Annotated in this window: 21 protein-coding genes; 5 read left to right on the forward strand and 16 right to left on the reverse strand. The window is 68.6% G+C overall.

Going from position 1 to position 23,161, the window contains the following annotated elements; genetic code table 11:
- Positions 1-108 precede the first annotated feature (108 nt).
- Positions 109-969: a Fic family protein gene (locus DFO65_RS13415; protein WP_113904949.1), complete on the reverse strand. Its 861-nt coding sequence runs from the start codon at positions 967-969 to the stop codon at positions 109-111.
- Positions 966-3,362, reverse strand: a complete 2,397-nt coding sequence (locus tag DFO65_RS13420) for a hypothetical protein (RefSeq protein WP_113904950.1) — start codon at positions 3,360-3,362, stop codon at positions 966-968. The genes DFO65_RS13415 and DFO65_RS13420 overlap by 4 nt, the downstream gene beginning before the upstream one ends.
- Before the next feature lie 325 nt (positions 3,363-3,687).
- Here DFO65_RS13420 and acs point away from each other — a divergent pair, with 325 nt between their 5' ends.
- Positions 3,688-5,625, forward strand: coding sequence for an acetate--CoA ligase (gene acs, locus DFO65_RS13425; RefSeq protein ID WP_113904951.1), 1,938 nt, complete (start codon positions 3,688-3,690; stop codon positions 5,623-5,625).
- Positions 5,626-5,805: 180 nt separating this feature from the next.
- Positions 5,806-6,213: a phage holin family protein gene (locus DFO65_RS13430; protein WP_113904952.1), complete on the forward strand. Its 408-nt coding sequence runs from the start codon at positions 5,806-5,808 to the stop codon at positions 6,211-6,213.
- A 107-nt stretch (positions 6,214-6,320) separates the two neighbouring features.
- Here the strand turns inward: DFO65_RS13430 and DFO65_RS13435 are convergent, their stop codons facing one another.
- Positions 6,321-7,337 carry a TetR/AcrR family transcriptional regulator gene (locus tag DFO65_RS13435; protein WP_113904953.1) on the reverse strand — a complete coding sequence of 339 codons (1,017 nt, stop codon included), beginning with the start codon at positions 7,335-7,337 and terminating at the stop codon, positions 6,321-6,323.
- A 118-nt stretch (positions 7,338-7,455) separates the two neighbouring features.
- Between DFO65_RS13435 and DFO65_RS13440 the strand changes: the two genes are divergently transcribed.
- Together DFO65_RS13440 and DFO65_RS13445 are read left to right on the forward strand one after the other, a co-directional pair.
- Entirely contained in the window at positions 7,456-8,373 is a 918-nt protein-coding gene (locus tag DFO65_RS13440) for an ATP-binding cassette domain-containing protein (RefSeq protein WP_113904954.1), read from the forward strand.
- Positions 8,370-9,164 (forward strand): ABC transporter permease, encoded by a 795-nt coding sequence (locus DFO65_RS13445; RefSeq protein ID WP_113904955.1) that lies wholly within the window; start codon positions 8,370-8,372, stop codon positions 9,162-9,164. Before DFO65_RS13440 ends, DFO65_RS13445 begins: the two co-directional genes overlap by 4 nt.
- A 62-nt stretch (positions 9,165-9,226) precedes the next feature.
- Here DFO65_RS13445 and DFO65_RS13450 read toward each other — a convergent pair whose 3' ends face one another.
- Both DFO65_RS13450 and nth read right to left on the reverse strand, forming a co-directional pair.
- Entirely contained in the window at positions 9,227-9,928 is a 702-nt protein-coding gene (locus DFO65_RS13450) for an NUDIX hydrolase (RefSeq protein WP_113904956.1), read from the reverse strand.
- Positions 9,925-10,665, reverse strand: coding sequence for an endonuclease III (gene nth, locus DFO65_RS13455; RefSeq protein WP_113904957.1), 741 nt, complete (start codon positions 10,663-10,665; stop codon positions 9,925-9,927). Before nth ends, DFO65_RS13450 begins: the two co-directional genes overlap by 4 nt.
- A 189-nt stretch (positions 10,666-10,854) precedes the next feature.
- Between nth and DFO65_RS13460 the strand changes: the two genes are divergently transcribed.
- Entirely contained in the window at positions 10,855-11,532 is a 678-nt protein-coding gene (locus tag DFO65_RS13460; protein ID WP_113904958.1) for a Crp/Fnr family transcriptional regulator, read from the forward strand.
- Positions 11,533-11,750: 218 nt separating this feature from the next.
- Here the strand turns inward: DFO65_RS13460 and DFO65_RS13465 are convergent, their stop codons facing one another.
- The 11 genes from DFO65_RS13465 to DFO65_RS13510 all read right to left on the reverse strand — a co-directional run bounded on the left by DFO65_RS13465 (position 11,751) and on the right by DFO65_RS13510 (position 23,081).
- Entirely contained in the window at positions 11,751-12,518 is a 768-nt protein-coding gene (locus tag DFO65_RS13465) for an MBL fold metallo-hydrolase (RefSeq protein ID WP_113904959.1), read from the reverse strand.
- Positions 12,515-13,489 (reverse strand): NUDIX hydrolase, encoded by a 975-nt coding sequence (locus DFO65_RS13470; RefSeq protein ID WP_113904960.1) that lies wholly within the window; start codon positions 13,487-13,489, stop codon positions 12,515-12,517. The genes DFO65_RS13465 and DFO65_RS13470 overlap by 4 nt, the downstream gene beginning before the upstream one ends.
- Positions 13,479-13,952 carry a RidA family protein gene (locus tag DFO65_RS13475; protein ID WP_113904961.1) on the reverse strand — a complete coding sequence of 158 codons (474 nt, stop codon included), beginning with the start codon at positions 13,950-13,952 and terminating at the stop codon, positions 13,479-13,481. Before DFO65_RS13475 ends, DFO65_RS13470 begins: the two co-directional genes overlap by 11 nt.
- Before the next feature lie 54 nt (positions 13,953-14,006).
- Positions 14,007-14,162, reverse strand: coding sequence for a Sp36 family protein (gene sp36, locus DFO65_RS17115; RefSeq protein WP_181778731.1), 156 nt, complete (start codon positions 14,160-14,162; stop codon positions 14,007-14,009).
- A gap of 210 nt (positions 14,163-14,372) precedes the next feature.
- Positions 14,373-16,655, reverse strand: a complete 2,283-nt coding sequence (locus DFO65_RS13480) for a transglycosylase domain-containing protein (protein WP_113904962.1) — start codon at positions 16,653-16,655, stop codon at positions 14,373-14,375.
- Between the two features lie 116 nt (positions 16,656-16,771).
- The gene (locus DFO65_RS13485) at positions 16,772-17,671 is read right to left on the reverse strand and encodes a metallophosphoesterase (protein WP_113904963.1); all 900 of its coding nucleotides are present in this window, start codon (positions 17,669-17,671) and stop codon (positions 16,772-16,774) included.
- 31 nt (positions 17,672-17,702) lie between these two features.
- Positions 17,703-18,611: a metal ABC transporter permease gene (locus DFO65_RS13490; RefSeq protein ID WP_113904964.1), complete on the reverse strand. Its 909-nt coding sequence runs from the start codon at positions 18,609-18,611 to the stop codon at positions 17,703-17,705.
- Positions 18,611-19,450, reverse strand: a complete 840-nt coding sequence (locus DFO65_RS13495; protein ID WP_113904965.1) for a metal ABC transporter ATP-binding protein — start codon at positions 19,448-19,450, stop codon at positions 18,611-18,613. Before DFO65_RS13495 ends, DFO65_RS13490 begins: the two co-directional genes overlap by 1 nt.
- A gap of 2 nt (positions 19,451-19,452) precedes the next feature.
- Positions 19,453-20,547: a metal ABC transporter solute-binding protein, Zn/Mn family gene (locus tag DFO65_RS13500; protein WP_113904966.1), complete on the reverse strand. Its 1,095-nt coding sequence runs from the start codon at positions 20,545-20,547 to the stop codon at positions 19,453-19,455.
- 159 nt (positions 20,548-20,706) lie between these two features.
- The gene (locus tag DFO65_RS13505; protein ID WP_113904967.1) at positions 20,707-21,759 is read right to left on the reverse strand and encodes an aspartate-semialdehyde dehydrogenase; all 1,053 of its coding nucleotides are present in this window, start codon (positions 21,757-21,759) and stop codon (positions 20,707-20,709) included.
- The gene (locus DFO65_RS13510; RefSeq protein ID WP_113904968.1) at positions 21,756-23,081 is read right to left on the reverse strand and encodes an aspartate kinase; all 1,326 of its coding nucleotides are present in this window, start codon (positions 23,079-23,081) and stop codon (positions 21,756-21,758) included. Before DFO65_RS13510 ends, DFO65_RS13505 begins: the two co-directional genes overlap by 4 nt.
- Between the last annotated feature and the right edge of the window lie 80 nt (positions 23,082-23,161).

A 23,161-nucleotide genomic window follows, 5' to 3' on the forward strand; every position in this document is an offset into this window, starting at 1 on the left:
GCGCCACCACCGGTGATCGGCCTGTGGACAGCCGCGGATGACGACGGCTCCTGTGCACTCGAGTCACAGGAGCCGTCCGCTGTCGCGATGGCTGATCATCGCACCTGGTCACGCCGAGCGGGGAAGCCTTCCGGCCTGGACGGCCCGGCAGATCGCCTGCCCTTCACCGGCGCCTTTCTCCACAGCCTGCGCGCACGAGACGATGAATCCCGGGACGTCACGGCCGGCGGCGTAGGCGTTGCCGGCCTGGCCGTAGCCCGTCGCATCGTCGAGGAACGCGGCCTCCGGCACCGCGACGCCGGTGGGGTCGACGCCGGAGGTGACGAGGTGGATCCGGAAGAGGGCCCGGGCGATGAGACCGTTGCCCACGGCGAACGGCCTCAGGGCCAGGATCTCCCCATGCAGCAGCGCTGCGACGACGAGCCCGGGCAGGGCCTCCTCGGCGAGGATGTCCTCGAGGGCGCGCAGCCTGTCGACGACCTCGGCCGGAGGCGGCGGGGCGGGCAGCCCTCCCAGGTCCCCCGGCATCTCGTCGCCGAGGCGGGGCCGCCCCAGGCGGTCGTCGTCGACGAGTCCGGCACCAGCGGCCACCGACATCGTGGAGAGCACGCGCAGGAGGCCGCCGCGCAGCGGATGGGCCTGTGCGCTGAGTTCGGCGGCGTAGGCGGCGACGCGCACGGCCGCGGCGAGCTGGGTTCCCGACAGGTCGTCGGGGACCTCGCGACCGGCGATGACCTCGCGGACGAAGTTCGTCGGATAGCGAGCACCCTCGAGCGCCGCCGAGGACCGTGCGGCCCGCACGGTCGCCTCGGCGGCCGCCTCCGGAATGCGCTTGCGCAGGGCGTTGTGCCAGCGCAGCTCGGTGCAGGCGCTCCGGGCCCGGGTCACGGCTGCCGCGACCTCATCGATGCGGGACAGGGCGAGGACGGCCTCACCCGGGCCGCCGCTGCCCGCGCTGGTGGCGCTCACCCTCGCTGGACTCCTTCGGTGTTGCGCAGGAGGCCCTCGCGACCGTCGGAGTCGCGGACCTTGAACCAGGAGCCGTGGTCCTCGAGTCCGAGGAACCAGTCGCCGGGGTAGATCGTGAACACCGGCATGCCGGTCCTCGCGTCGACGGCCTCCCGCGGTTCGGGAACGGCGAACCAGAACGCCTGGACGATCTGCTGACCGCCGTTCTGCACGGCCGGCTGCTTCGCGGTCTCCTGCACGGCGGGCTGCTTCGCCGTCTCCTGCACGGGCGGCTGCTTGACGGTCTCCTGTTCGTCCGGCTGGACACGAGTGGGGCGACGGTCCGCATCGGCGGGCTGTGCCGCCGAGGAGGTGGCGGAGTCCGCTGCCCGGCTGTCCGCCCCGTCGTCCGAATCCGTGCGGTAGTTCCTCATCGGGACGTACTGCGTCGGCTCATCCGACTCCGGAGGAGTCGTGCGCTCCGAGGACGAGGGCTCCGAGTCCGCAGCTTCCGAGGACCGGGCTTCCGAGGACCGGGCTTCCGAAGACGGGGCCTCCGAGGACGGGGCCTCCGAAGACCAGGTCGAGGAGCTGGTCGCCGCGGAGGTCGAACGCTCGGACGCGGTGGTCTCCGCGCCTCCTGCCGGGGAGTCGTCTGCGACCGAGGCCGCCGATGCCCTCGCTCCGGCTCTGGAGGAATCGTCCGGCTCCACCGTGCTCGCGGGGTCGGTCTCCGCCGCCGGAGCGGCGTGACGGCCGCGTCGACGCTCCGATGCCCGATCGGCATCCGACGTTCCGCTTGCATCCGACGGACTGCGGCCCGATTCTGAGTCGGCATCCGAGGTTCCAGTGGACTCCGGGCTCCCGGTCGCATCCGATGTGCCGGGCGACGTCGCGCTGTCGACCGCTGGTTCGTCGTCGCGACGCGCACCGAAACCGAGGGTCTGCGTCGGTTCGCTCTGCGAATGCCGGGGGTCCTGCGGATGCCGCGCACCGAGGTACGTCTGCCCCGTGCCGGTGCTCTGCACGCTCTGGGCCGACTGCCCGCTTCCGGCGTGCTCGCTGTCGGCTCGGGTTCCGGCCGGGCTGGCTGCGGTCGAATCATCCTGCGGGGGTGCGAACGGCTGCGGCTGCGGTGCGAACGAGCGCTGCGCGTCGCCGAATCCGCCGTCGGCCGCGCTCTGTCCGCCGGGGTGGCCCTGATCGCCCGACCACGCGCCGCCGGTCGGCTGACTTCCGAACTGGCTCGGCTGGCTGCCGTGCTGCATCGGGGCATTCGGCTGACTGCCGAACTGGCCCGGCCGGCTCCCGAACTGGCCGGGCTGGCTGCCGTGCTGGAGCGGCGCGTTCGAACCGCCGAACCCGGCGGGCGCCCCATAGGCACCCGGCAGCGGAGCCTGCGGTGCGGGCGACGGCGAGCGCCGGGGGACGGGACGCGCCTTCGGGTGTGCGGGAACCTCGTCGCGGACCGTGAACTCCTTCGCGAAGAAAGGCAGCATCGTGAAGACACCGGCGAAGAGCGCGATGAGCGCGGCGAAGAACGCGAGGTAGGCGCCGACATGCCAGTACGGCACCGAGGTGATGAGCTGGAGGAAGGCGAAGGCGAAGGCCGCACCGGCGAGGACCGACACCGTCTGATCGAGACTGAGCGAGCCGACTCTCACCGACCCGCTCCCGAGCTTGTTGACGAGCACGGCGGCGACGATCAGCCAGATGGCCAGGACGTTGAAGACCAATGTCCCCATCGTGTCGACGTTCCACGACCACAGGGAGAACGATCCGAACCCGAAGGTCTTGAACGGCACGAAGAGCACGATCAGCGACAGCAGCCCGGCGAACAGGAGCAGCAGATCGCGCAGCGTCAGCGGGCCGAGCAGCCCCGGTCCGCTGCGCTGACGCGACGCCGGCGCAGCGAATCCCTGCGGACCCGAACCATGGTCGCCCGACGGATGGGGAGCCCCAGGAGCCGAACCGTAGGGTGCCGCCCCGTGAGGAGCCGAACCCGCCGCACCCCAGGCGGTCGCCCCGTGCGGTGCCGAACCGTACTGTCCGCTCGGCTGCGGTGCCGAACCGTACTGTCCGCTCGGCTGGGGTGCCGATCCGTAGGGGCCGGGGGCCGAACCGTACCGGCCCGGTCCCCCGGGCCCCGAGGCCGCTGGAGCCTGTCCCTGACCGTACTGACCCTGCCCGGACTGATTGTGGCCGAACCCGCCCTGTTCGCCCTGGCCCTGGAGGTACGGACCCTGGCCGAACCCGTCCTGCGGGTACTGTCCGGGCACCGACCCCGATGCCGGTGCGGATCCGAACCGCGGGGCCGCGTCCGGTCCGGCCTGATCGTTCGGTCCCGGATTCGGTGCGTGCGGATCATGCCACGGCTGTGCACCTGATCCCGTCGGATGCTGCGGCGAACTCATCGCTAACTCCAGTCATGTCGGCTGCAAGGTCTTCGGACTCATCAGTCTGTGCTTCCATCCTGACAGATTCCTCCCCCATCCTTGCAGAACTGCACACCCAGACCCAGCACGCCCGATCGCGGTGACCCGGCGCCCCCGATCGCGGACGGAGGCAGTGACCTCCTCGGACTCCCTGCCCCGAAGAGTGTGGCCTGTACCACGTCGAGCTCCCGAACGCTACCCCCGTTTCCCCCTCCGGACTCACCGTTCGGCGGTGATCTGTGCCCGCAGGCGGGTATACAGTGCAACTAGAATTTTCGATCCATCAACGAAGCCGGAGGGAAAAATGACCGACAGCACGTCCGGACCCGCAGAGACCTTTGCCCCGCCCCAGGAGTTCGCCGCTGCCGCCAACGTCAAGGCCGACGAGTATGAGCGCGCAGATGCCGACTACCTCAGCTTCTGGGCGGAGCAGGCTCGCGAACTCGTCGACTGGAACGAGGATTTCGGCGAGGTCCTCGACTGGAGCAACCCGCCGTTCGCGAATTGGTTCGTCGGCGGCAAGCTCAACGTCGCCTACAACTGCCTCGACCGCCATGTCAGGGCCGGCAACGGCGATCGTGTCGCGATCAACTTCGAGGGTGAGCCCGGGGACTCGCGCACATACACCTACGCCGAACTCCTCGCCGAGGTGTCGAAGGCCGCCAACACACTCACCGACCTCGGCGTCAGGTCCGGGGATCGGGTGGCGATCTACCTGCCCATGATCCCCGAGGCGATCATCTCGATGCTCGCCTGCGCCCGCCTCGGCGCCCCCCATTCCGTCGTGTTCGGAGGCTTCTCCGCCGACGCCCTGCGCTCACGCATCATCGACGCCGAGGCGCGCGTGGTCATCACCGCCGACGGCAGCTACCGGCGCGGCAAGCCCACGAGCCTCAAGCCCGCCGTCGACGAGGCGCTCTCCCATGGCGACACCCCGGTCGAGACCGTCCTCGTGGTCCGGCGGACCGGTCAGGACGTCGAGATGACCGATGGCCGGGACCAGTGGTGGCACGACACGGTCGACGCGGCGAGCCCCGAGCACGAGTGCGAGTTCTTCGACTCCGAGCATCCTCTCTACATCCTCTACACCTCGGGGACCACGGGGAAGCCCAAGGGGATCCTGCACACGTCCGGCGGGTACCTCACCCAGGTGCTCTACTCGATGAAGTCCGTCTTCGACATCAAGCCGGAGACCGACGTCTTCTGGTGCACCGCAGACGTCGGATGGGTCACCGGTCACTCCTATGTGGCCTACGGCCCGCTGGGGATCGGCGCGACCGAGATCGTCTACGAGGGCACTCCCGACACCCCGCACCAGGGCAGGTGGTGGGAGATCGTCGAGAAGTACAAGGCGACCATCCTCTACGCCGCGCCCACCGCGATCCGCACATTCATGAAGTGGGGCGAGGAGATCCCCGCGAAGCACGACCTCTCCAGCCTGCGCCTGCTCGGCAGCGTCGGCGAGCCGATCAACCCGGAGGCCTGGCGCTGGTATCACCGGGTCATCGGCGGAGAGCGCTGCCCCGTCGTCGACACCTGGTGGCAGACGGAGACCGGCGCCCATATGATCGCCCCGCTGCCGGGAGTCATGTCGACGAAGCCCGGCTCGTCCCAGCGCCCGATCCCGGGCATCTCCGTCGACGTCGTCGACGAGACCGGGGAGAATCCGGCCGGCCCCGAAGGCGGTCTCCTCGTCATCCGGCAGCCCTGGCCGTCGATGCTCCGCGGCATCTGGAAGGATCCGGAGCGCTTCAAGGAGACCTACTGGTCGCGCTTCGAAAGCACGTACTTCGCCGGTGACGGCGCGAAGAGGGATGAGGACGGCGACATCTGGTTCCTCGGCCGTGTCGACGACGTGATGAACGTCTCCGGCCACCGCCTGTCGACGGCGGAGATCGAGTCCGCCCTCGTGGCCCACCCCTCCGTCGCCGAGGCGGCTGTCGTCGGAGCCGCCGATGACACCTCGGGTCAGGCCGTCATCGCGTTCGTCATCGTCGGCAACGGCGTGGAGAACACCCCGGAGACGGCCGAGGAGCTCCGGCAGCACGTCGGCAAGGAGATCGGACCGATCGCGAAGCCGAAGAAGGTCCACATCGTCTCCGAGCTGCCGAAGACGCGATCGGGCAAGATCATGCGCCGCCTCCTCAAGGACGTCGCCGAGCACCGTGCCGTCGGCGATGCGACGACGCTGGCCGACTCCTCGGTCATGCAGCTCATCGAGGAGACCGTGGCGAAATCATAGGGCCGGCCGCCCCCCATCTCTGAGGAGGGCCCGTCGGAGCGAGCAACCGCGCCTGTGAGCACGTGGACTCGGATCCGGCGGGCCTTTCTCGGCCGCCGACGGCGAATACCTTTGGCCACCAGGCACGTTCGGACTACTCTTAGGAATGATTGTCCGCGTTTACTGTCGATAGGAGCACTCATGGCCGAGAGGTCGATCAGCGAACTGATCAAAGACATCGGCGACGATTCCAAGGCGATCGCCGAGGAAGAAGTTGCGCTTGCGAAAGCCGAGGCGACTGCCGGCGCGAAGAACCTGGGAATCGGCTCGGCCTTGGCCATCGTCGCTCTGTTCTTCCTGTTCCTGTCCTCGTTCATGGTCATCTTCGCGGGCGCTTCCGCGTTCCACGAGGGCCTCGGCTGGCCGTGGTGGGGAAGCTTCCTCATGGTGTTCGGAATCCTCGCGGTGATCGCGATCGTCCTGCTCCTGGTGGCTCTGCCCCTGTTCAAGAAGGGCAACCCGGTCCCGGTCACGGCGATCGGCCTCGGCAAGTCGATCGTCGCGGCGGTCAAGCGCGCCCTGAGCAACCCCTCGGGCCCCCGCTACTGACGACACCCGACCGCGGCGCCTGACGCGCCCGACCTCGACGGCGCTGGATGCCATCCAGCGCCGTCGTCGCATTCACTCCGGGTCCGGGAATCGACGCGGAGACGATCTCAGCGGCTCTTCGCCACTCGCGCCTTCGCCTCCCTCAGGACCTGCCGCTCCCGCTTGCGCGCCTCGGCGAGCACCTTCTGCGCCTGGCGCACCGCCTTCTGCGCCTCCCGGTACTTCCTGTCGGCCATGACGTCGGGATCGTCGTCGGTCGGCAGCTCGGGACCAGGCCCCCCGGGCCCGCCGTCCGCAGCCGGTCCCTCCGGCCCGGCATCGGCCGCCCGGGGCCCATTCCCCGCGCCCGATCCGGGACCGTCCGGCTCCGCTGCCCGTTCGGCCTCGACCTTCGCGATGTACTCGACGAGCCCGTCGAGGCCGAGTTCGAGGCCGAACGCGAACGGGTCCGCCTCCGAGGTGAAGACTCCGGCGTCGATCGCCCTGCGCAGGGAGGGGAAGTTGTCGACGGTGACGACGGCGTCGTAGAGCCGCGACTCCTGCCGGGCGAGTTCGGCGCCGCTGAGTCCCGTGCTGCGCTCCTTCTCCTGATACCCGGCGATGACCATGCCCTTCCACCGAGCCATCCCGGTGACGAAGAGCGCCACGGCGATCCGTTCGTCCTGGGTCAGCGGGGTGTCCGCGAGGGCCTCGAGGCCCGCGTCGAGCCACGCCGAGCTGTTGGGGGTGATCGGGCTGCCCGAGATCGGCAGGGACAGCAGCCACGGCTGGTTGCTGTAGATCCTCGTCTGCGCCTCATACAGCTCACCGAGTCGCGCGCGCCAGTCGCCGCTCCCGTCCGTTCGCTCGGGAGGCAGGCCGACCGCCTCCTCCTCCATGAGCAGGAGCAGGTCGTCCTTCGCGCTGACATAGCGGTACAGCGACATCGGGGTGTACCCGAGGCGCTTGGCCACCGCCGACATCGACACCGCCTGGATGCCCTCCTGGTCGGCGATCTCGATCGCTGCGTCGACGATCTTCTCGACGCTCATCTCCCGCTTGGGCCCGCGCTGCGGTGTGGCCGCGACTCCCCAGGCCAGGGCGATGCCACGGGGAAGCTGCTCGATCGGGTCGTCTGCGCTCATGGGGAGATCATACGTTGTGTAGGGCATATATTGCGTGTTACTGTCATATACAGTTTCTCCCATACACAGTTGTTCGACGGAGAGACCACGCCTCTCGACAGCAGAAGGGACCCGTCAGATGCACCACACACCGACCACCGACACGCACCGCCCGGAGGCAACGCCCCCGCACCCGGCCATCGCGCTCGCGAACGTCTCCGTCCGCCTCGGCGGGAAGACGGTTCTCCGGGACCTCGATCTCACCGTCGAGACGGGCGAGGTCTTCGCCCTCCTCGGCGCGAACGGAGCCGGGAAGACCACGACGATCGGCATCCTCACCACGCTGCTGCGCCCGGATTCCGGGCGCGTGAGCCTCTGCGGGGTCGACGTCCTCGACCGACCCGACGAGGCCAGGCGCTGCTTCGCCGTGACCGGACAGTCGGCCGCGGTCGACCACTATCTGACGACGGCGGAGAACCTCATGCTCCTCGGGCGCCTCTCCGGTCTGTCCGCACGGGAGGCGAAGGCGCGCACCGCCGAGCTCGCCGAGCGGCTGAGCCTGCGCGGCTTCATCGACTCCCGGGTGGGCACTCTCTCGGGAGGGATGCGGCGCCGGCTCGACCTCGCCCTCAGCCTCGTCGTCCCCGTCGACGTGCTCGTCCTCGACGAGCCCACGACCGGACTGGACACCCGCTCTCGGCGTGAGCTGTGGGACGAGGTCGCGCGACTCTCGGACGAAGGAACCACCGTGTTCCTCACGACGCAGTACCTCGAGGAGGCCGATGCCCTCGCCGACCGGATCGGACTCCTCCACGAGGGTCGCCTCGCCGGACTCGGCACTCCGGACGAACTCAAGGCCCGCGTCGGCGAGGACACCGTGGCGATCCTCGACGGGAACGGGGCGGCCCTCACCGAGGCGCCCACGGACGGCACGGTGCGCGGGATCTCCGCCGTCCTCGACTCCCTCGACGAGGACCTCGCCGAGGCGACAGTGTCCCTGCGTCGCCCGAGCCTCGACGACGTGTTCCTGTCCTTCACCTCGGGAGACCGCTCATGAGCCTCAGCCCCGCCCTCCACCGACGTTCCCGCCCGGGCGGCCTGCGCGCCGAGGCGATCTTCATCGGCCGCAGCCTCCGGCACGCAATGCGCGACGTCGAATCGCTGCTCATGGCGATCGCCCTGCCGGTGATCCTCATGCTCATGTTCACCTTCGTCTTCGGCGGCGCCCTCGACCCCAGCGGCGACTACGTCGACTACGTGGTGCCCGGGATCATCCTCACCTGCGCGGGATTCGGCGCCTCCTCGACCGCCCTGTCGGTGGCCGGCGACATGACGACCGGCTTCATCGACCGACTGCGGACGATGCCGGTGAGAGCCGGGGCGGTGATCACGGGCCATGTGGTCGCGAGCCTGGCGAAGAACCTCTTCGCCACGGGCATCGTCTTCGCGGTCGCCGTGCTCATCGGGTTCCGGCCGACGGCGACCTGGGCGGAATGGTGCGGCGTCATCGCTCTCATCGCCCTGTACATCCTCGCGATCACCTATCTGTTCGCGGCGATCGGCCTGGCCGCCAAGTCGGCGGAGTCGGCCAGCGGATACGGATTCATCCTCCTGTTCCTGCCCTACGTCTCGAGCGCGTTCGTGCCGGTCGACACGATGCCGGACTGGCTGACGTGGTTCGCCGACAACCAGCCGGTGACTCCGATCATCGACGCACTGCGCAGCGCGCTGATCGGCACCCCGATGGGCGATTCGGCGCTGCTCGGCGTCGGATGGTGCGTATTGATCCTGGCCGTCGCCCTGCTCTGGGCGAACCGGATGTTCGCCGCCCGCGCCGACCGCCGCTGAGGCGGGCCGGCTCAGGCCGGCGGTCCGTGCCCGAGATGGGCGAGCCCGACCGGGGCCGCGGCTCAGAAGTCGATGTCGATCGAGGAGTCGCGGTCCCAGTCGCGCGCCCAGCCGAGGTGCTCGAGGGCGAAGTCGAGGATGCCGGCGGTGAATCCCCACACCTTGAAGACGCCGACGTCGAACGCCGGTGTCGTCAGTCCCAGATCGGGTCGGGAGAAGGTGCCGCGGTTGCCTGGGGCGACGAGGTCGGCGATCGAGATCCGATGGACGGCGTACGACTCGTTGTGGTCCATCACCTGCACGGTCCCCGGCTGCGACCAGTAGCCGACCACGGGGGTGACGAGGAAGCTGCTGACGGGAATGTAGAGCGGCTCCATCTCGCCGAACACCTCGACGCCGGCCGGGGCGATGCCCGCCTCCTCCTCGGCCTCCCGCAGGGCGGCGGCGGTCATCGAGTCGTCCTCGGGGTCACGGCTGCCGCCGGGGAACGCGACCTGGCCGGGGTGGTGGCGCAGGACGCTGGCGCGCTGGAGCAGCACGATGTCGAGGTCGTCGATGCCGAGTCCCGCCAGCCGCGGCAGCTCGTCCTGGCCCGCCGGGGTCCGCGGCGGTTCGCCGCGGCTGAAGAGCATGAGCACCGCCGCGGCCCGGACCTCGGCCCCCGAGGGCGCCTTCGCCCTCCGCAGCCATTGGGGCGATCCGCTCGAGCGGGCCAGCTGTTCGAGCTGACTGCGCAGGCTCCGATGGCAGTCGGCCCCGCTCATGCCAGTGGAGCCATCTCGTACTTGAACATCGCCCGGGCCTTGTCGGGGTCGAGTTCTCCGATCCCGAACGACGGGCACAGGGTCATGAGCGGGCAGGCCCCGCAGGCGGGCTTGCGCGAGTGGCAGATCCGGCGTCCGTGGAAGATCACCCGATGTGAGAGCAGGGTGAGCTCCTTGGTGGGGAACAGGCTCGCGATGTCCTCCTCCGCCTTGACCGGGTCCGTCTCCTGGGTCCACCAGAATCGGCGGGCGAGTCGTCCCATGTGGGTGTCGACAGTGATGCCCGGCTTGTCGAAGGCGTTGCCGAGCACGACGTTGGCGGTCTTGCGGCCGACTCCGGCGAGTTCGACCAGGGCGTCCATCGAGTCGGGGACCTCCCCGTCGTAGCGGTCGACGAGGTCGTTCGCGAGCTTGACGATGTTGCGGGCCTTCGCCCGGTAGAAGCCGGTGGAGTGGATGAGCTCCTCGACCTCGCCGAGGTTGGCGACGGCGAGGCTGTGTGCGTCGGGGAAGGCCGCGAAGAGACCCGGCGTCACCGCGTTGACCCGGATGTCCGTGGTCTGCGCGGACAGGACGGTGGCGATGAGCAGCTGGAAGGGGGTCTGGAAGTCGAGTTCGCACTTGGCGTTGGGATACACCTCGGCGAGGATGCGATTGATCCTGCGCGCCCGCCGGGTCCTGCCCAGGGGCGTCTCGCGGGCGAACTTCCGCGCACTCTTCTCAGCCACCGTCAACACGACTCACCATCCTAATCCGTGCCGCCGCTCACCGCAGTCATGTCCGTCACAGGGCCGCCGTGGGCACGACGGGACCGTCGGCGAATGCTCCTCGTTTCCGACGAATGCCGCGAACTCCCGGGCATCCGGTGGTGTCACCCTCGCTGACCAGGTAGATTTGATGGTGAATCTCACGACTAGGAGGACATAGTGGATATTGAAGTTGTGCGGGGCGCCACGCTCTTCGCCGGACTCGATGACGAATCGACCAGTGCACTGATGAAGTTCATGAACCCGCGGAGCCTCCGCCGGGGAACAGTGCTCTTCCACGAAGGCGACGCCGGCGACGAGCTCTACATCGTGTCCACCGGAAAGCTCAAGATCGGCCGCGAGTCCTCCGACGGTCGTGAGAACCTGCTCTCCGTCGTCGGACCGGGTGAGATCATCGGTGAGCTCAGCCTCTTCGATCCGGGCCCCCGTTCGACCACCGTCACCGCGGTGTCCCAGTCCGAGCTGCTCAGCCTCAAGCACGAGGACCTCACGACATGGCTCAAGGACCGTCCGCAGGCGGGGATGAACCTGCTCAAGGCTCTCGCCCAGCGCCTGCGGCGCACGAACGAGACCGTCGGCGACCTCGTGTTCTCCGATGTCCCCGGTCGTGTCGCCAAGGCCCTGCTCGATCTGGCCGCCCGCTTCTCGAAGCCGGCTCCGGACGGGGTGCTCGTCGCCCATGACCTCACCCAGGAGGAGCTAGCTCAGCTCGTCGGCGCCTCCCGTGAGACCGTGAACAAGGCGCTGGCCGACTTCGCCGCCCGCGGCTTCATCCGCCTCGAGGCCCGGTCGGTCGTCATCCTCGACATGGAGCGGATGCGCAACCGCGCCCGCTGAGCGGCAGATCGCCTTTCCCTCCGAGGCGATCCTGCACAGACACGAGTGAAGCCCGGGTCCGCGGACCCGGGCTTCACTCGTCTCCTCCCCCGTCCGTTCGCGCGACCGGCGACGGGGCCGCCCGCCGCGTCAGGCGACCGGCGACGAGGCGGCCTGCTGCGTCAGACGGTCGGCGTCGGCACCTCCCGCCGCATCAGGACGGCCGGTGTCCCGGCGGCTCAGGCGTGATCGTCGGGGCGCAGCGCCCCGAGGTAGCTCAGCTGGGCGCGCACGATCTGCTCGGCCGCGCCCCGCACGCTCGGATCGATGTCGTGGTAGACGATGTCGCACACCTCGGCGGCGGTCCGCGCTCCCTGGTCGAGGGCGGCACGGACCTGGGCGATGCGCTCGCGGCGGTGGCGCCGGTAGTGGTCGAGCACCTCGGCGGGGTGGTCGATCGTCGGTCCATGGGCGGGTTCGATGCGCGAGTACTCGCCGGCCTCGAGCAGGGCGGTCAGTCGATCGAGCGAATCCAGGTAGTGCTCGAGCGACCCCTGCGGATGCGTGACGATCGTCGTCCCCTCCCCCAGCACCGTGTCCCCGCTGTAGAGGACGCCGTCGTGGAGCACGCTGATGCTGTCCATCGTGTGCCCCGGGGTCGCCACGATCCGCACGACGTCGGCCTCGTCGCCTCCGAAGGCGATCGTGTCGCCGTCGCGCACGGGTCGCGCGTGGCGGGAGAACTCCGGCAGGACCGCGTGCACGGGCACGTCGGGCGCCCATTGATCGACGCTGCCGAGCATCTCCGAATGGTCGGCGTGCTGGTGGGTGAGGACGATGGCGGCCAGCCGGCGCTCACCCACCTCGGCGAGGATCGCGTCCCGGTGCGCGGCGAGCTCGGGGCCGGGGTCGATGAGCAGCGCGGAGCGGTCGTCGCGCGCGACGAGCACATAGGTGTTCGTCCCGGTCAGGGTCATCGGTGAGGGGTTGTTCGCGCGGATCCTCATGACTCGTCGGTCTCCTCGTCAGCGGTGGCGGGCTCCGAATCGTCGCCCAGGGACACGAAGCCCGGCCTCTCGTCGTCCTCGTCGTCGCCGACGGCCACCGCGTGGTCGCGCATCGTGCCCTTGCGGTGCAGGTCGCGGCCGGGTTGGATGACGAGCCCCCATTCGCCGTCCTCCTCGACGATGCCCGGGCGCAGCGGGTGGACGTCGCGGACCTGGGCCATGGCGGCACCGACGGTCGGCACCGTGAGCAGGCTCTCGAGGACGAGTCGTGTGCTCGCCCCGATCCGGTTGGGGTCGCCCGCCGCGTCCTCGAGGGTCTCCTGGGGCCTCATCCACCCGCCCGAGGTCTCGTTCGGGGAGAGGAAGTCGACCTCTTGGCCGTAGGGCACGGTGGCGGCGAAGTAGATCGTGTCGAAGCGGTGCAGCTGCATCGTCGTGTTGATCCAGCGCATCCACGGTTTGCACAGGTCCGGCCGCAGCTTGAGATCGCGTTCGCGCAGGATCTGCGACCAGGAGACCTCGCTCGAGAACAGCCGTGCGCGGATCGCCCGGGAGTCCGACTGGGGGCGGTCGACGATGTCGCGGTCGACGTTCTCCGCGAGCAGGATCCCGGTCGCCGCGAACGCGATCCGCGCCGCCGCGGAGAAGTGGTGCAGGGCGCGGGACTTGTTCTCGATCTGCAGGGCGCGGGCGCAGCGGGCGGAGTTCCAGCCGGCGAGCGGCAGCCTGCGCAGGTCGCCCGAGCGCAGGCTGCTGACCGGGAAGGCCCAGCGATTGCGGTCCTCGACGCCGCGGGCATCGAGCTGGCGGGTCACGAAGGTCTCGAGACCCGCCAGGGAGTCCCTGATGAGCACGATCGCCGAGGACGGTCGGGGCGCCTCGGCGACGGGAGCCCGGCCTTCGGCCTTCCAGTGGTCGAGAAGCCACTGGAGCTCCGTCGAGACGGGCAGGACGCGTCCGCTATGCGGCATCGTCCTCGACTTCGACCACGACCTCGATCTCGACCGGGGTGCCCAGAGGAAGCGTGTTGACGCCGACGGCGCTGCGGGCGTGCTGTCCCCGGTCACCGAAGATCTCGCCGTAGAGCTCGGACACGCCGTTGATGACCGCCGGCTGCTGCGTGAAGTCGGAGGTCGAGTTGACGAATCCGGTGACCTTGACGACGCGCACGATCCGGTCGAGGTCGTCGATGACGCTCGCGATCGCCGCCAAGGCGTTGAGGCCGGCGGTCCGCGCGAGCCGGTAGCCGGTCTCGACATCGACGTCCTCGCCGAGGTGACCGGTCACCTCCAGCTTCCCGTCGACGACCGGCAGCTGCCCCGACGTGTACACGTAGTTGCCCGAGCGGAGGGCGGGGACGTAGACACCGGCCGGGGCGGCGACCGACGGCAGCGTCAGTCCGAGTTCGGCGATGCGGTCAAGAGTGGTCGACATGCGTTCTCCTTCGACGAGGTGGTGCGAGGTGGTGGGCTGCGAGAGTGCGGAGGCTCAGGCCTTGGGGCGCTTGAGGTAGGCGACGAGACCGTTGCCGTCGGGTCCGGGCACGACCTGGACGAGTTCGTATCCGTCCTCGCCCCACTGGTCGAGGATCTGCTTGGTCGCGTGAACGATCAGCGGAACGGTGACGTATTCCCACTTGGTCATGGCTCTCCTTCAGTGTCCGGGTTTCCGCACCCGACCGGTGCCGACGCGGGCTCGAGGCTCCGCGTCGATGCCCGGTCAGGGGCGATCAAGTCCCAAGACTAGCCGAATCGCACAGGGCGAGCCATCGCATCCACTGTGCGGGCGGCGGATGCGCGACAGGGCGGGACGACCGCATCGGTCGTCCCGCCCTGCTCACCTCGGTGCGGCGGCTCAGTTGCCGCCGAGGCCCGGCGAACCTCCGCCGTTGCCACCTCCGCCGCCGTTGCCGTTGTTGCCACCGCCACCGCCGCCGTTGCCTCCGCCGCCGTTGCCTCCACCTCGGTTCGACGAACCGCTGCCGCCGCCGTCACCGCCGCCCTGGAAGTACTGCGAGCTGGGGCGGGGGAACCCGGTGTTGCCCTTGGTCTCCTTGACCGCTCGGCTCATGTAGGCCTGCCACGTCTTGCCGGAGATCGTCGCTCCGTAGATCCGACCGGTGACCTTGCCCTTGCCGTTGCGGCGCCAGTCGCGGGTTCCGCTCGGGTCACCGGTCCAGACCGCGGTCGACAGCGTCTTCGTGAATCCGAGCAGCCAGGAGTGGCCGACCTCGAAGTTCGTCGTACCGGTCTTGGCACCGGCGGGAACGCCGATGCCCAGACTCGACGTCGTGCCGCCGTTGAAGGTCTGGGTCAGCGCGTAGGCGACTCCCCTGGCGACGTTCTTGTCGAGGACCTTCTTGCACTCTCCCCCGGGGAAGTCGACCTTCTCGCCCTTGCGATCCTTGATCTCGAGGATCGGCTTGGGCCCGCAGAACTCCCCGTCGTTGGCGAACGTCGCGAATGCCGCCGCCATGGCGATCGGCGTGGTCTCCGTGGTGCCGAGGATGGACGACGGGGACAGCGCCTGGACGAAGCCCTGCTTGTCGGCGTAGTCAAGCGTCTCACCGCTGCCGTAGCGGATGCCCAGGTCCATGGCCGTCTCCATGATGTCGCACATGTTGAGCTGGTTGCCCATCGCGGCGTAGGCGGTGTTGACCGACCCCTTGGTCGCGGCCAATGCCGTCATCGATCCCTTGCCCTGGCCGTCCCCGGCGTTCCGCGGGTTCCAGTCACCGCCCATGTTCGGGCAGCCGCTGTACTTCCACGAGCTGGCCGGGAAGTTGCGGGGAGTCGCATTCACCGTCGAGTTGAGGCTCCGTCCCGACTTCAGCCAGGCCGCGAGCACGAACGGCTTCCACGTCGATCCGACCTGGAACCCGCCGCCGCCGTTGTGCTTCTTGTCGACGTTGTAGTTGATGCTCGTCTTCTTGTTCTTGTCCTTCTTCTCGATCTCCTCGACCGTGTATTCACGGTTCTGGGCCATCGCGATGACCTCGCCCGTTCCGGGCTCGACAGTGACGAGGGCATGACCGGCGCCGGAGGGATCGCCCACCGGGACGCGCTTCTTGATCTGCTCGTCGGCGATCTTCTGGATGTCCGGATTGAGGCTCGTCTTGATCGTCAGGCCGCCGCGCTGCAGGAACGCGAGCCGGTCGTCGACGGTCTTGCCGAAGGACTCCTCGTTCTTGATGACGTTGACGACGTAGTCGCAGAAGAACTCCGCCTGGTGGTTGGCCGCCGAGCAGCCGTTGGGGTTCTCATGGATGTCGAGGTCGAGGCCCGTCTTCACGGCCTCGTCGTGCTCTTTCTGGGTGATGTGACCGTACTTGAGCATCTGTCCGAGCACGACGTTGCGGCGCTTGAGCACCTCGTCGGGGAACCGCTGGGGATTGAGCGCATAGGGATTCTGCACGATCCCGGCGAGCATCGCCGCCTGCGGGATGTTGAGCTCCTTGGCCGAGATCCCCCAGTAGCGGTACGCGGCTGCCTCGACGCCGTAGACGTTCGGCGACCCCGAGTAGTTGTTGATGTTCATGTAGCGGTTGAGGATCTCCTTCTTGTCGTACTTGTTCTCAACCGCGACCGCGAGCTTGGCCTCGCGGAGCTTGCGTGCGTAGCCGGCCGTCCCCTCGGACTCCTTCGCCTCGGCGACGCCTGCCTTGTCGCCCTCGGCGTGGGCGTTCTCGGCGAGCACGTTCTTCACGTACTGCTGGGTCAGCGTCGACCCGCCCTGAGTCGTCGAGGACACCATGTTGTGGACCGCGGCACGGGCGATGCCCTCGATGTCGACGCCGCCGTGCTCGAAGTACCGGTAGTCCTCGATCGCGATCGTCGCGTCCTGCATCGGCTCCGAGATCTCCTCGAGGGGCACCTCGACGCGGTTCTGCCAGTAGAACTCGGCGATCTCCGAGCCGTCGGCGGCGAGCATCGTCGACTTCTCACCGAGTTCCCGCTCCTCGAGCGTCGCGGGCAGGGCGTTGAAGATGTCCACCGCACTGTTCGCACTCGCCGTCGCCACGCCGACGCCGGGGATGGCAAGACCGGCTGCGACGATTCCGGCCACCGCGCTCACGGCCACGAACTGGAGGAACGCGGCCTTCTTGGTGGGATTCGGATTTGACTCAGGAGACACCATGACGACAAGTCTAACCAATCATGGTGACACACCTTCTCATCGAACGTTGAATGTCCGGCCGGGAGCCGGGGCCGCGCGCGGCAGGGTTTCCTGAGGCGGAGCGACGACCTGCGGCTTCACCGTCCATGCGGCACCAGGGTGAGCAGGCCGACCTCCGGGCGACACGCGAAGCGCACCGGCGAGTAGCGGGAGAAGCCCAGCCCCGCCGAGACCGCGACGAGGGACTGCCGGTAGGGGAAGACTCCTCTGGCCCGGGTCCGGTCGAGGTCGCAGTTCGTCACGGGCGCTCCCCAGAACGGCACCCTGATCTGCCCGCCGTGGGTGTGCCCGGCCATGATGAGATCCGCTCCCGCCGAGGCGAACGCCTCGAGGGTGCGCGAATAGGGAGCGTGGGTGACGCCGATCCTGAGGTCGGCGTCCCCGTCGAACCGCGGGTACTCGAGTTCGTCGGTCACGCGGATGCGGTCGCGGTCGATGTGCGCGTCGCCGAGGCCGCAGAAGTCGATGCGGGTGCCGCGGATCGTCAGGCTCGCCTCGGCGTTGTCGAGGAGATGCCATCCCCCATCCTCGAATCCGCGGACGAGTGCGTCGACGTCGAGGTCGGGCTCGGTCCGATGGCCTGCCGCCGACGGCGAGGTGAGGTAGGCGGCCGGGTTCTTCGGCTTGGGTGAGAAGAAGTCGTTCGATCCCAGCACGAAGACGCCGGGAACGTCGAGGAGCCCTGTGAACACGTCGAGGACCTCGGGCACGATGTCCGCGGTGAGGTTGTCACCGGTGTTGACGACGACGTCGGGCTCCAGCCGTGTCAGCGCGCTCACCCACCGGGCACGATGCCGCTGCCACGGCGCCAGGTGCAGGTCGGAGACATGGAGTACGCGGATGCTCTCATGCCCTGCGGGGAGGACCGGCAGGGTGTGGCGGCGGATCGCGAAGAGGTGCGGTTCGACCACCGCCGACCAGAGTCCGGCGGAGGCCGGGAGGGCGAGGGCTGCGGCGGCGAGAGCACGTTTCTTCATGCGCTCAACTCTAATCGCCGACGACGACCGCTCAACGCGCGACGATGCGGCTGTCGTGGAGTGCGGTCTCCCGGACGACGCGGTGCCGGTGCAGCGATTTCAGCCGCCTCTGCCCGACGAGCCGGCAGACGAGGTAGATGAGGAACGAGATCGTCGTGACGAAGGGGCTGATCGGCACGACCGGCGAGCCGAGGGCGATGAGGATGCCTCCCACCGAGGCGGTGACGGCGAAGATGACGCTGAGCACCGGCACCCACACCGGCGAGGCCGAGATCTGCGTGGCCGCGGCGGCCGGGGTGATGAGGAGGGCGAGGACGAGGAGGACGCCGACGACCTGCACGCTCAGCGCCACGGCGAGTCCGAGCACGAGCATGAACACGATCGTCAGCAGCCCCACGGGCACGCCCTTGGCCCGGGCCACCTCGGGGTCGAGGCTGGCGAACATGAGCGGGCGCCAGACGATCGCGAGGACGATGAGCACGATGACCGAGCACACGACGAGAGTCGTGATCTGGCTCGGGGTGATGGCGACGATCTGCCCGGTGAGGAGCCCGAACTTGCTGGCCGCGCGTCCGTCGTAGAGGGCGAGGAAGAGGATGGCCAGGCCGAGCCCGAAGGGCATGAGCACACCGATGATCGCGTTCTTCTCCGAGGCCCGGGCCCCGCCGACGCCGATGAGCAGGGCCGCGATGATCGAGCCGACGATCGATCCGTTGACGACGTCGAAGCCGACGAGGAGCGCGAAGGCGGCTCCGGCGAACGACAGCTCGGAGACCCCGTGGACCGCGAACGGGATGTCGCGGGCCATGACGAAGACGCTGATGAGTCCGCCGACGACGCCGAGGAGCGCGGCCGCGACGAGCGAGTTGGCGAGCAGGGCGACGAGTTCGCCGTAGTCCTCGAAGGTGAACAGGGTGCCCCAGATCTCCTGCACGCTCATCAGATCGCCCCCCGCTGGGGGATCAGCTCGTCCTCGTGGACGTGGTGTTCGACGCATTCGGCCTCACCGCCGACGACGACGAGGCGCCCGCCCACGCGCACCACCTCGACGGGCGAGCCGTAGAGCCGGCTGAGCGATTCGGTCGTCATCACCTCCGCGGGGGTGCCGACGAGGAAGTGGCCGCCGACGATGTAGAGGACCCGGTCGACGTAGGGCAGGATCGGGTTGATCTCGTGCGTGACGAAGACGACGGCGGTGCCGCGCTCGATCCTCTTCTCGTTGAGGAGGGCGGCGACGATCTTCTGATGGTGGATGTCGAGGGAGAGCAGCGGCTCGTCGCAGAGCAGGACGGAGGGATCGTTGGCCAGTGCCTGAGCGACGCGCAGCCGCTGCAGCTCGCCCCCGGAGAGCGTTCCGGCGGGAGCATCGGCGTAGCTGCCGGCCCCGACGGCCTCGAGCAGCTCGTCGACCTTCCTCCGGCGTCGCGACGAGAGCCAGCCGGTCCCCCACCGATGCCCATCGATGCCCATGCGCACCAGATCGCGACCGCGCATCGGCGTGTGCTGGTCGATCCCCCGCTGCTGCGGGATGTATCCGATCGCGGGGTTGCCCATGTGGACGGGTCTGCCGTTGATCGCGGCGGTCCCCTGATAGAGGGCGTGCTGGCCGAGGAGGACCTTGAGCAGCGAGGTCTTGCCGGTGCCGTTGGGCCCGAGGACGGCGACGAACTCGCCGGGGTCGATGTCGAGATCGAGCCCGTGCCAGAGAACGCGCTCCCCGAATCGCAGCTGGGCGTCGCGCAGGCTGAGCACGGGTGTCGCTCTCGGGTCGTTCGTCATCGTCAGTGGTCGTGTCCTTCGAGTGCGTCCGTGATGTCGGTGATGTAGGCGCCCATCCACTGGGCGTAGTGGGTGTCGGCGGGCATGGTCTCGGCGAGATCGACGACGGGGACGTTCGACTTCTCCGCCGTCGCCTTGAGCGCTTCGGCCTGCGGACCTGCCGCTTGGGTATTGTATCCGAGCAGCACGACCTCGCCGGAGGAGATCTGGTCCTCGGCCTCTCTGAGCACCAGGGGCGGCACGTCGTTGCCCTCCTCGACAGCGGAGAGGAATTCGCTCGAGACGACGTTCTCGAGTCCCATGTCCTCGAACAGCCACAGCGGCACGGGTTCGGTCGCCGCCACCTTCTCCCCCCCGTGGGACTTCTTCGCGGAGTCGATCTGCGACTGCAGCTCACCCAGGGTCTCCTTGTACTTCGCGGCATTGGCCGTGAAGTCGTCCTTGTGCTCGGGCAGCGCCTCGCCGAGGTGGAGCGCGACCTCGTCGACGAGCGTCGTCATCGTGGGCACCGAGTACCAGAGGTGCTCGTTGAAGGGACCGTGGTCGTGGCCCTCGGTCTCGTGGGTGTGACCCTCGGTCTCGTGCGAGTGACCCTCAGATTCGTGGGAGTGACCCTCGGCCTCGTGCGAGTGACCCTCGGCCTCGTGGACATGGCCGCCGGCACTCGGTTCGGACGACTCACCCTCCTCGCCGTGCGAGTGCGGTTCGTTGGCGACGCCCTCGGAACCGGGCAGCCCCGAGATCGCGACGGTGTCGATGACCTCGGCCTGCGCGTCGGAGGCTTCGAGCATCGTCGTCATGAAGGAGTCGTAGCCGCCGCCGTTCTGGACCACGAGGTCGGCCTTCGACAGCTTGAGACGGTCCTGGGACGTCGCCTCGTAGGAATGCGGGTCCTGGTTCGGGTCGTCGATGATCGGTTCGACCTCGGCGTGCTCACCGGCCACCTGAGCGACGATGTCGGCGTAGACGTTCGTCGAGGTGACCACCGACAGATCCGTCGCAGCGGACTCCGTTTCCTGACCGCCGCACCCGCTCAATGCCAGCGCGGACACGACTGCGATCGCTCCGGTCGTGCGACCGATGCGGGAAGAGAACATGGTGGGCCTTTCGGGCAGAGGCTGTGTGAGGTTGATCTGTCGACCTCGACCACAGTACTCACCCGTTGGGCCCACCACTAATATAAATATTTATATATAGCAACTTGTTTATGCTTCGCGCTCGCCGACCTCGCGCCTGTCACCGCGGGGTCGGTCGGCTCAGGCCGCCTGCGACTCGAGCTTCGCGGCCAGCAGTGCGGCGATCTGCACGGTGTTGAGCGCGGCGCCCTTGCGCAGGTTGTCGTTCGAGACGAAGAGGACGAGTCCCTTCCCCTCGGGCGCCGACTGGTCGGCACGGATCCGGCCGACGTAGCTCGCGTCCCGGCCGGCCGCCTTGAGCGGGGTGGGGACCTCATCGAGGACGACCCCGGGTGCCTCGGTCAGCACCTCGGCGGCCCTGGCGGGGGTGATCTGGGAGTCGAACTCTGCGTGGATGCTCAGGGAGTGACCGGTGAACACGGGCACGCGTACGCAGGTGCCGGCGACGAGGAGGTCGGGCAGGCCGAGGATCTTCCGGCTCTCGTTGCGCAGCTTCTTCTCCTCGTCGGTCTCGAGCTCACCGTCGTCGACGATGCTTCCGGCCAGCGGGAGGACGTTGAACGCGATGGGCTCGACGTACTTCTGGGGCTCGGGCAGGTCGACGGCGCTGCCATCACGAGTGAGCTTCCGTGCCTCGGGGATGCCGGCCTCGAGCTGACCGGCGAGCTCCTCGACACCGCCGAGCCCGGAACCGGACACCGCCTGGTAGGTGCTGACGATGAGGCGCTTGAGTCCCGCCTCGTCGTGGAGCGCCTTGAGTACGGGCATCGCGGCCATCGTCGTGCAGTTGGGGTTCGCGATGATGCCCTTGGGCAGGGAGTCGAGTGCGCCGGGGTTGACCTCGCTGACGACGAGCGGGACCTCGGGGTCCGAGCGCCAGGCCGAGGAGTTGTCGACGACGACGACCCCGGCTGCGGCGAAGCGCTCCGCCTGCGCCTTGGAGGTGGCTCCGCCGGCGGAGAACAGGGCGATGTCGAGTCCGGTGGGGTCCGCCTCGGCGGCGTCCTCGACGACGATCTCCTCGCCCTTGAACTCGATGGTCTTCCCTGCCGACCGCGCCGAGGCGAAGAGGCGCAGGGTGCCGATCTCGAATCCGGGGTCAGCGGCGAGCAGGTCGAGCATGACCCCGCCCACCTGGCCGGTGGCTCCGACCACTCCGATATTCACGCTCATCGTCCGGTTCCTCCATAAACCACGGCTTCGTCCTGATCACTGTCGAGCCCGTACGCCGCATGAGCGGCACGGACGGCGTCGTCGAGCAGATCGACTCGGGTGACGACGCTGATGCGGATCTCCGAGGTGGAGATCATGTCGATGTTGACCTGAGCGTTGCTCAGTGCCTCGAACAGGGTGGCGGTGACGCCCGGATGGGACCGCATGCCGGCACCGACGACCGAGAGCTTTCCGATCTGATCATCGTAGCGGACCTGGTCGAACCCGATCGCGTCCTTCGCCGCGTCGAGCGCCTCGAGGGCTTTCGCGCCGTCGGTCATCGGCAGGGTGAAGGAGATGTCGGTCTTGCCCGGCTCACGGGTGGAGATGTTCTGGACGATCATGTCGATGTCGATCTCCTGCGCGGCCACGGTCTTGAAGATCTCCGCGGCCTTGCCGGGCACGTCGGGCACCCCGACGATCGTGACCTTGGCCTCCGAGCGATCGTGGGCGACGCCGGAGATGATTGCCTGTTCCATGGTGGACTCCGTTTCTGATTCCGCTGCCAGGGCAGTCGAGCCCTGTGCCGGTCGGAAGGCTTCGGGGATGGGCGAATCGGTCACCCAGGTGCCTTGCTTGCGTGAGAATGAGGACCGCACGTGCACGGGCACGTTGTAGCGACGGGCGTACTCGACGCAGCGGAGCATGAGGACCTTCGCTCCGGAGGCCGCCATCTCCATCATCTCCTCGTAGCCGATCTCATCGATCTTGCGCGCGCTGGGCACGATGCGGGGGTCGGCGGTGAAGACACCGTCGACATCGGTGTAGATCTCGCAGACATCGGCTTCGAGCGCCGCGGCCAGTGCCACGGCCGTCGTGTCGGAGCCGCCGCGGCCGAGAGTCGTGATGTTCTTCGCGGTCTGGCTGACTCCCTGGAAGCCGGCGACGATCGCGATGTTGCCGTCGTCGAGGGCCGAGCGGATACGGCCGGGCGTGACGTCGATGATGCGGGCCTTGCCGAACTGCTCGTCGGTGATCACTCCGGCCTGCGATCCGGTGAAGGACTGCGCCTCGAAGCCGAGGTTGGCGATCGCCATCGCGAGGACGGCCATGGAGATGCGCTCACCGGCGGTGAGCAGCATGTCGAGTTCGCGAGCCGGGGGAAGCGGTGAGACCTGCTGGGCGAGATCGATGAGTTCGTCGGTGCTGTCGCCCATCGCCGACACGACGACGACGACCTCATGACCGGCCTGCCGATATTCGACGATCCGCTGGGCGACGCGCTTGATGGATTCCGCATCGGCCACCGAGGATCCGCCGAACTTCTGGACGACTATGCTCACTGCAGTCTCTTCCCTTTCGCTTATGCGTTCCGTGCCGGACCGCAGCTGCACCCATCACGGCTGCTGCCGCGACCGGGCAC

The organism is Brevibacterium sanguinis, from assembly GCF_003315415.1.
Lineage (GTDB): Bacteria > Actinomycetota > Actinomycetes > Actinomycetales > Brevibacteriaceae > Brevibacterium > Brevibacterium celere_A.

Excerpts from the sequence above, each read along its gene's own strand:
- DFO65_RS13490 (WP_113904964.1), bottom strand. The coding sequence starts at position 18,611 with ATGAGCGTGCAGGAGATCTGGGGCACCCTGTTCACCTTCGAGGACTAC.
- DFO65_RS13500 (WP_113904966.1), bottom strand. The coding sequence starts at position 20,547 with ATGTTCTCTTCCCGCATCGGTCGCACGACCGGAGCGATCGCAGTCGTG.
- DFO65_RS13470 (WP_113904960.1), bottom strand. The coding sequence starts at position 13,489 with ATGCCGCATAGCGGACGCGTCCTGCCCGTCTCGACGGAGCTCCAGTGG.
- DFO65_RS13445 (WP_113904955.1), top strand. The coding sequence starts at position 8,370 with ATGAGCCTCAGCCCCGCCCTCCACCGACGTTCCCGCCCGGGCGGCCTG.
- DFO65_RS13430 (WP_113904952.1), top strand. The coding sequence starts at position 5,806 with ATGGCCGAGAGGTCGATCAGCGAACTGATCAAAGACATCGGCGACGAT.
- DFO65_RS13420 (WP_113904950.1), bottom strand. The coding sequence starts at position 3,362 with ATGAGTTCGCCGCAGCATCCGACGGGATCAGGTGCACAGCCGTGGCAT.
- DFO65_RS13480 (WP_113904962.1), bottom strand. The coding sequence starts at position 16,655 with ATGGTGTCTCCTGAGTCAAATCCGAATCCCACCAAGAAGGCCGCGTTC.
- DFO65_RS13435 (WP_113904953.1), bottom strand. The coding sequence starts at position 7,337 with ATGAGCGCAGACGACCCGATCGAGCAGCTTCCCCGTGGCATCGCCCTG.
- DFO65_RS13475 (WP_113904961.1), bottom strand. The coding sequence starts at position 13,952 with ATGTCGACCACTCTTGACCGCATCGCCGAACTCGGACTGACGCTGCCG.
- DFO65_RS13485 (WP_113904963.1), bottom strand. The coding sequence starts at position 17,671 with ATGAAGAAACGTGCTCTCGCCGCCGCAGCCCTCGCCCTCCCGGCCTCC.
- DFO65_RS13440 (WP_113904954.1), top strand. The coding sequence starts at position 7,456 with ATGCACCACACACCGACCACCGACACGCACCGCCCGGAGGCAACGCCC.
- sp36 (WP_181778731.1), bottom strand. The coding sequence starts at position 14,162 with ATGACCAAGTGGGAATACGTCACCGTTCCGCTGATCGTTCACGCGACC.
- acs (WP_113904951.1), top strand. The coding sequence starts at position 3,688 with ATGACCGACAGCACGTCCGGACCCGCAGAGACCTTTGCCCCGCCCCAG.
- DFO65_RS13465 (WP_113904959.1), bottom strand. The coding sequence starts at position 12,518 with ATGAGGATCCGCGCGAACAACCCCTCACCGATGACCCTGACCGGGACG.
- DFO65_RS13450 (WP_113904956.1), bottom strand. The coding sequence starts at position 9,928 with ATGAGCGGGGCCGACTGCCATCGGAGCCTGCGCAGTCAGCTCGAACAG.
- DFO65_RS13495 (WP_113904965.1), bottom strand. The coding sequence starts at position 19,450 with ATGACGAACGACCCGAGAGCGACACCCGTGCTCAGCCTGCGCGACGCC.
- DFO65_RS13505 (WP_113904967.1), bottom strand. The coding sequence starts at position 21,759 with ATGAGCGTGAATATCGGAGTGGTCGGAGCCACCGGCCAGGTGGGCGGG.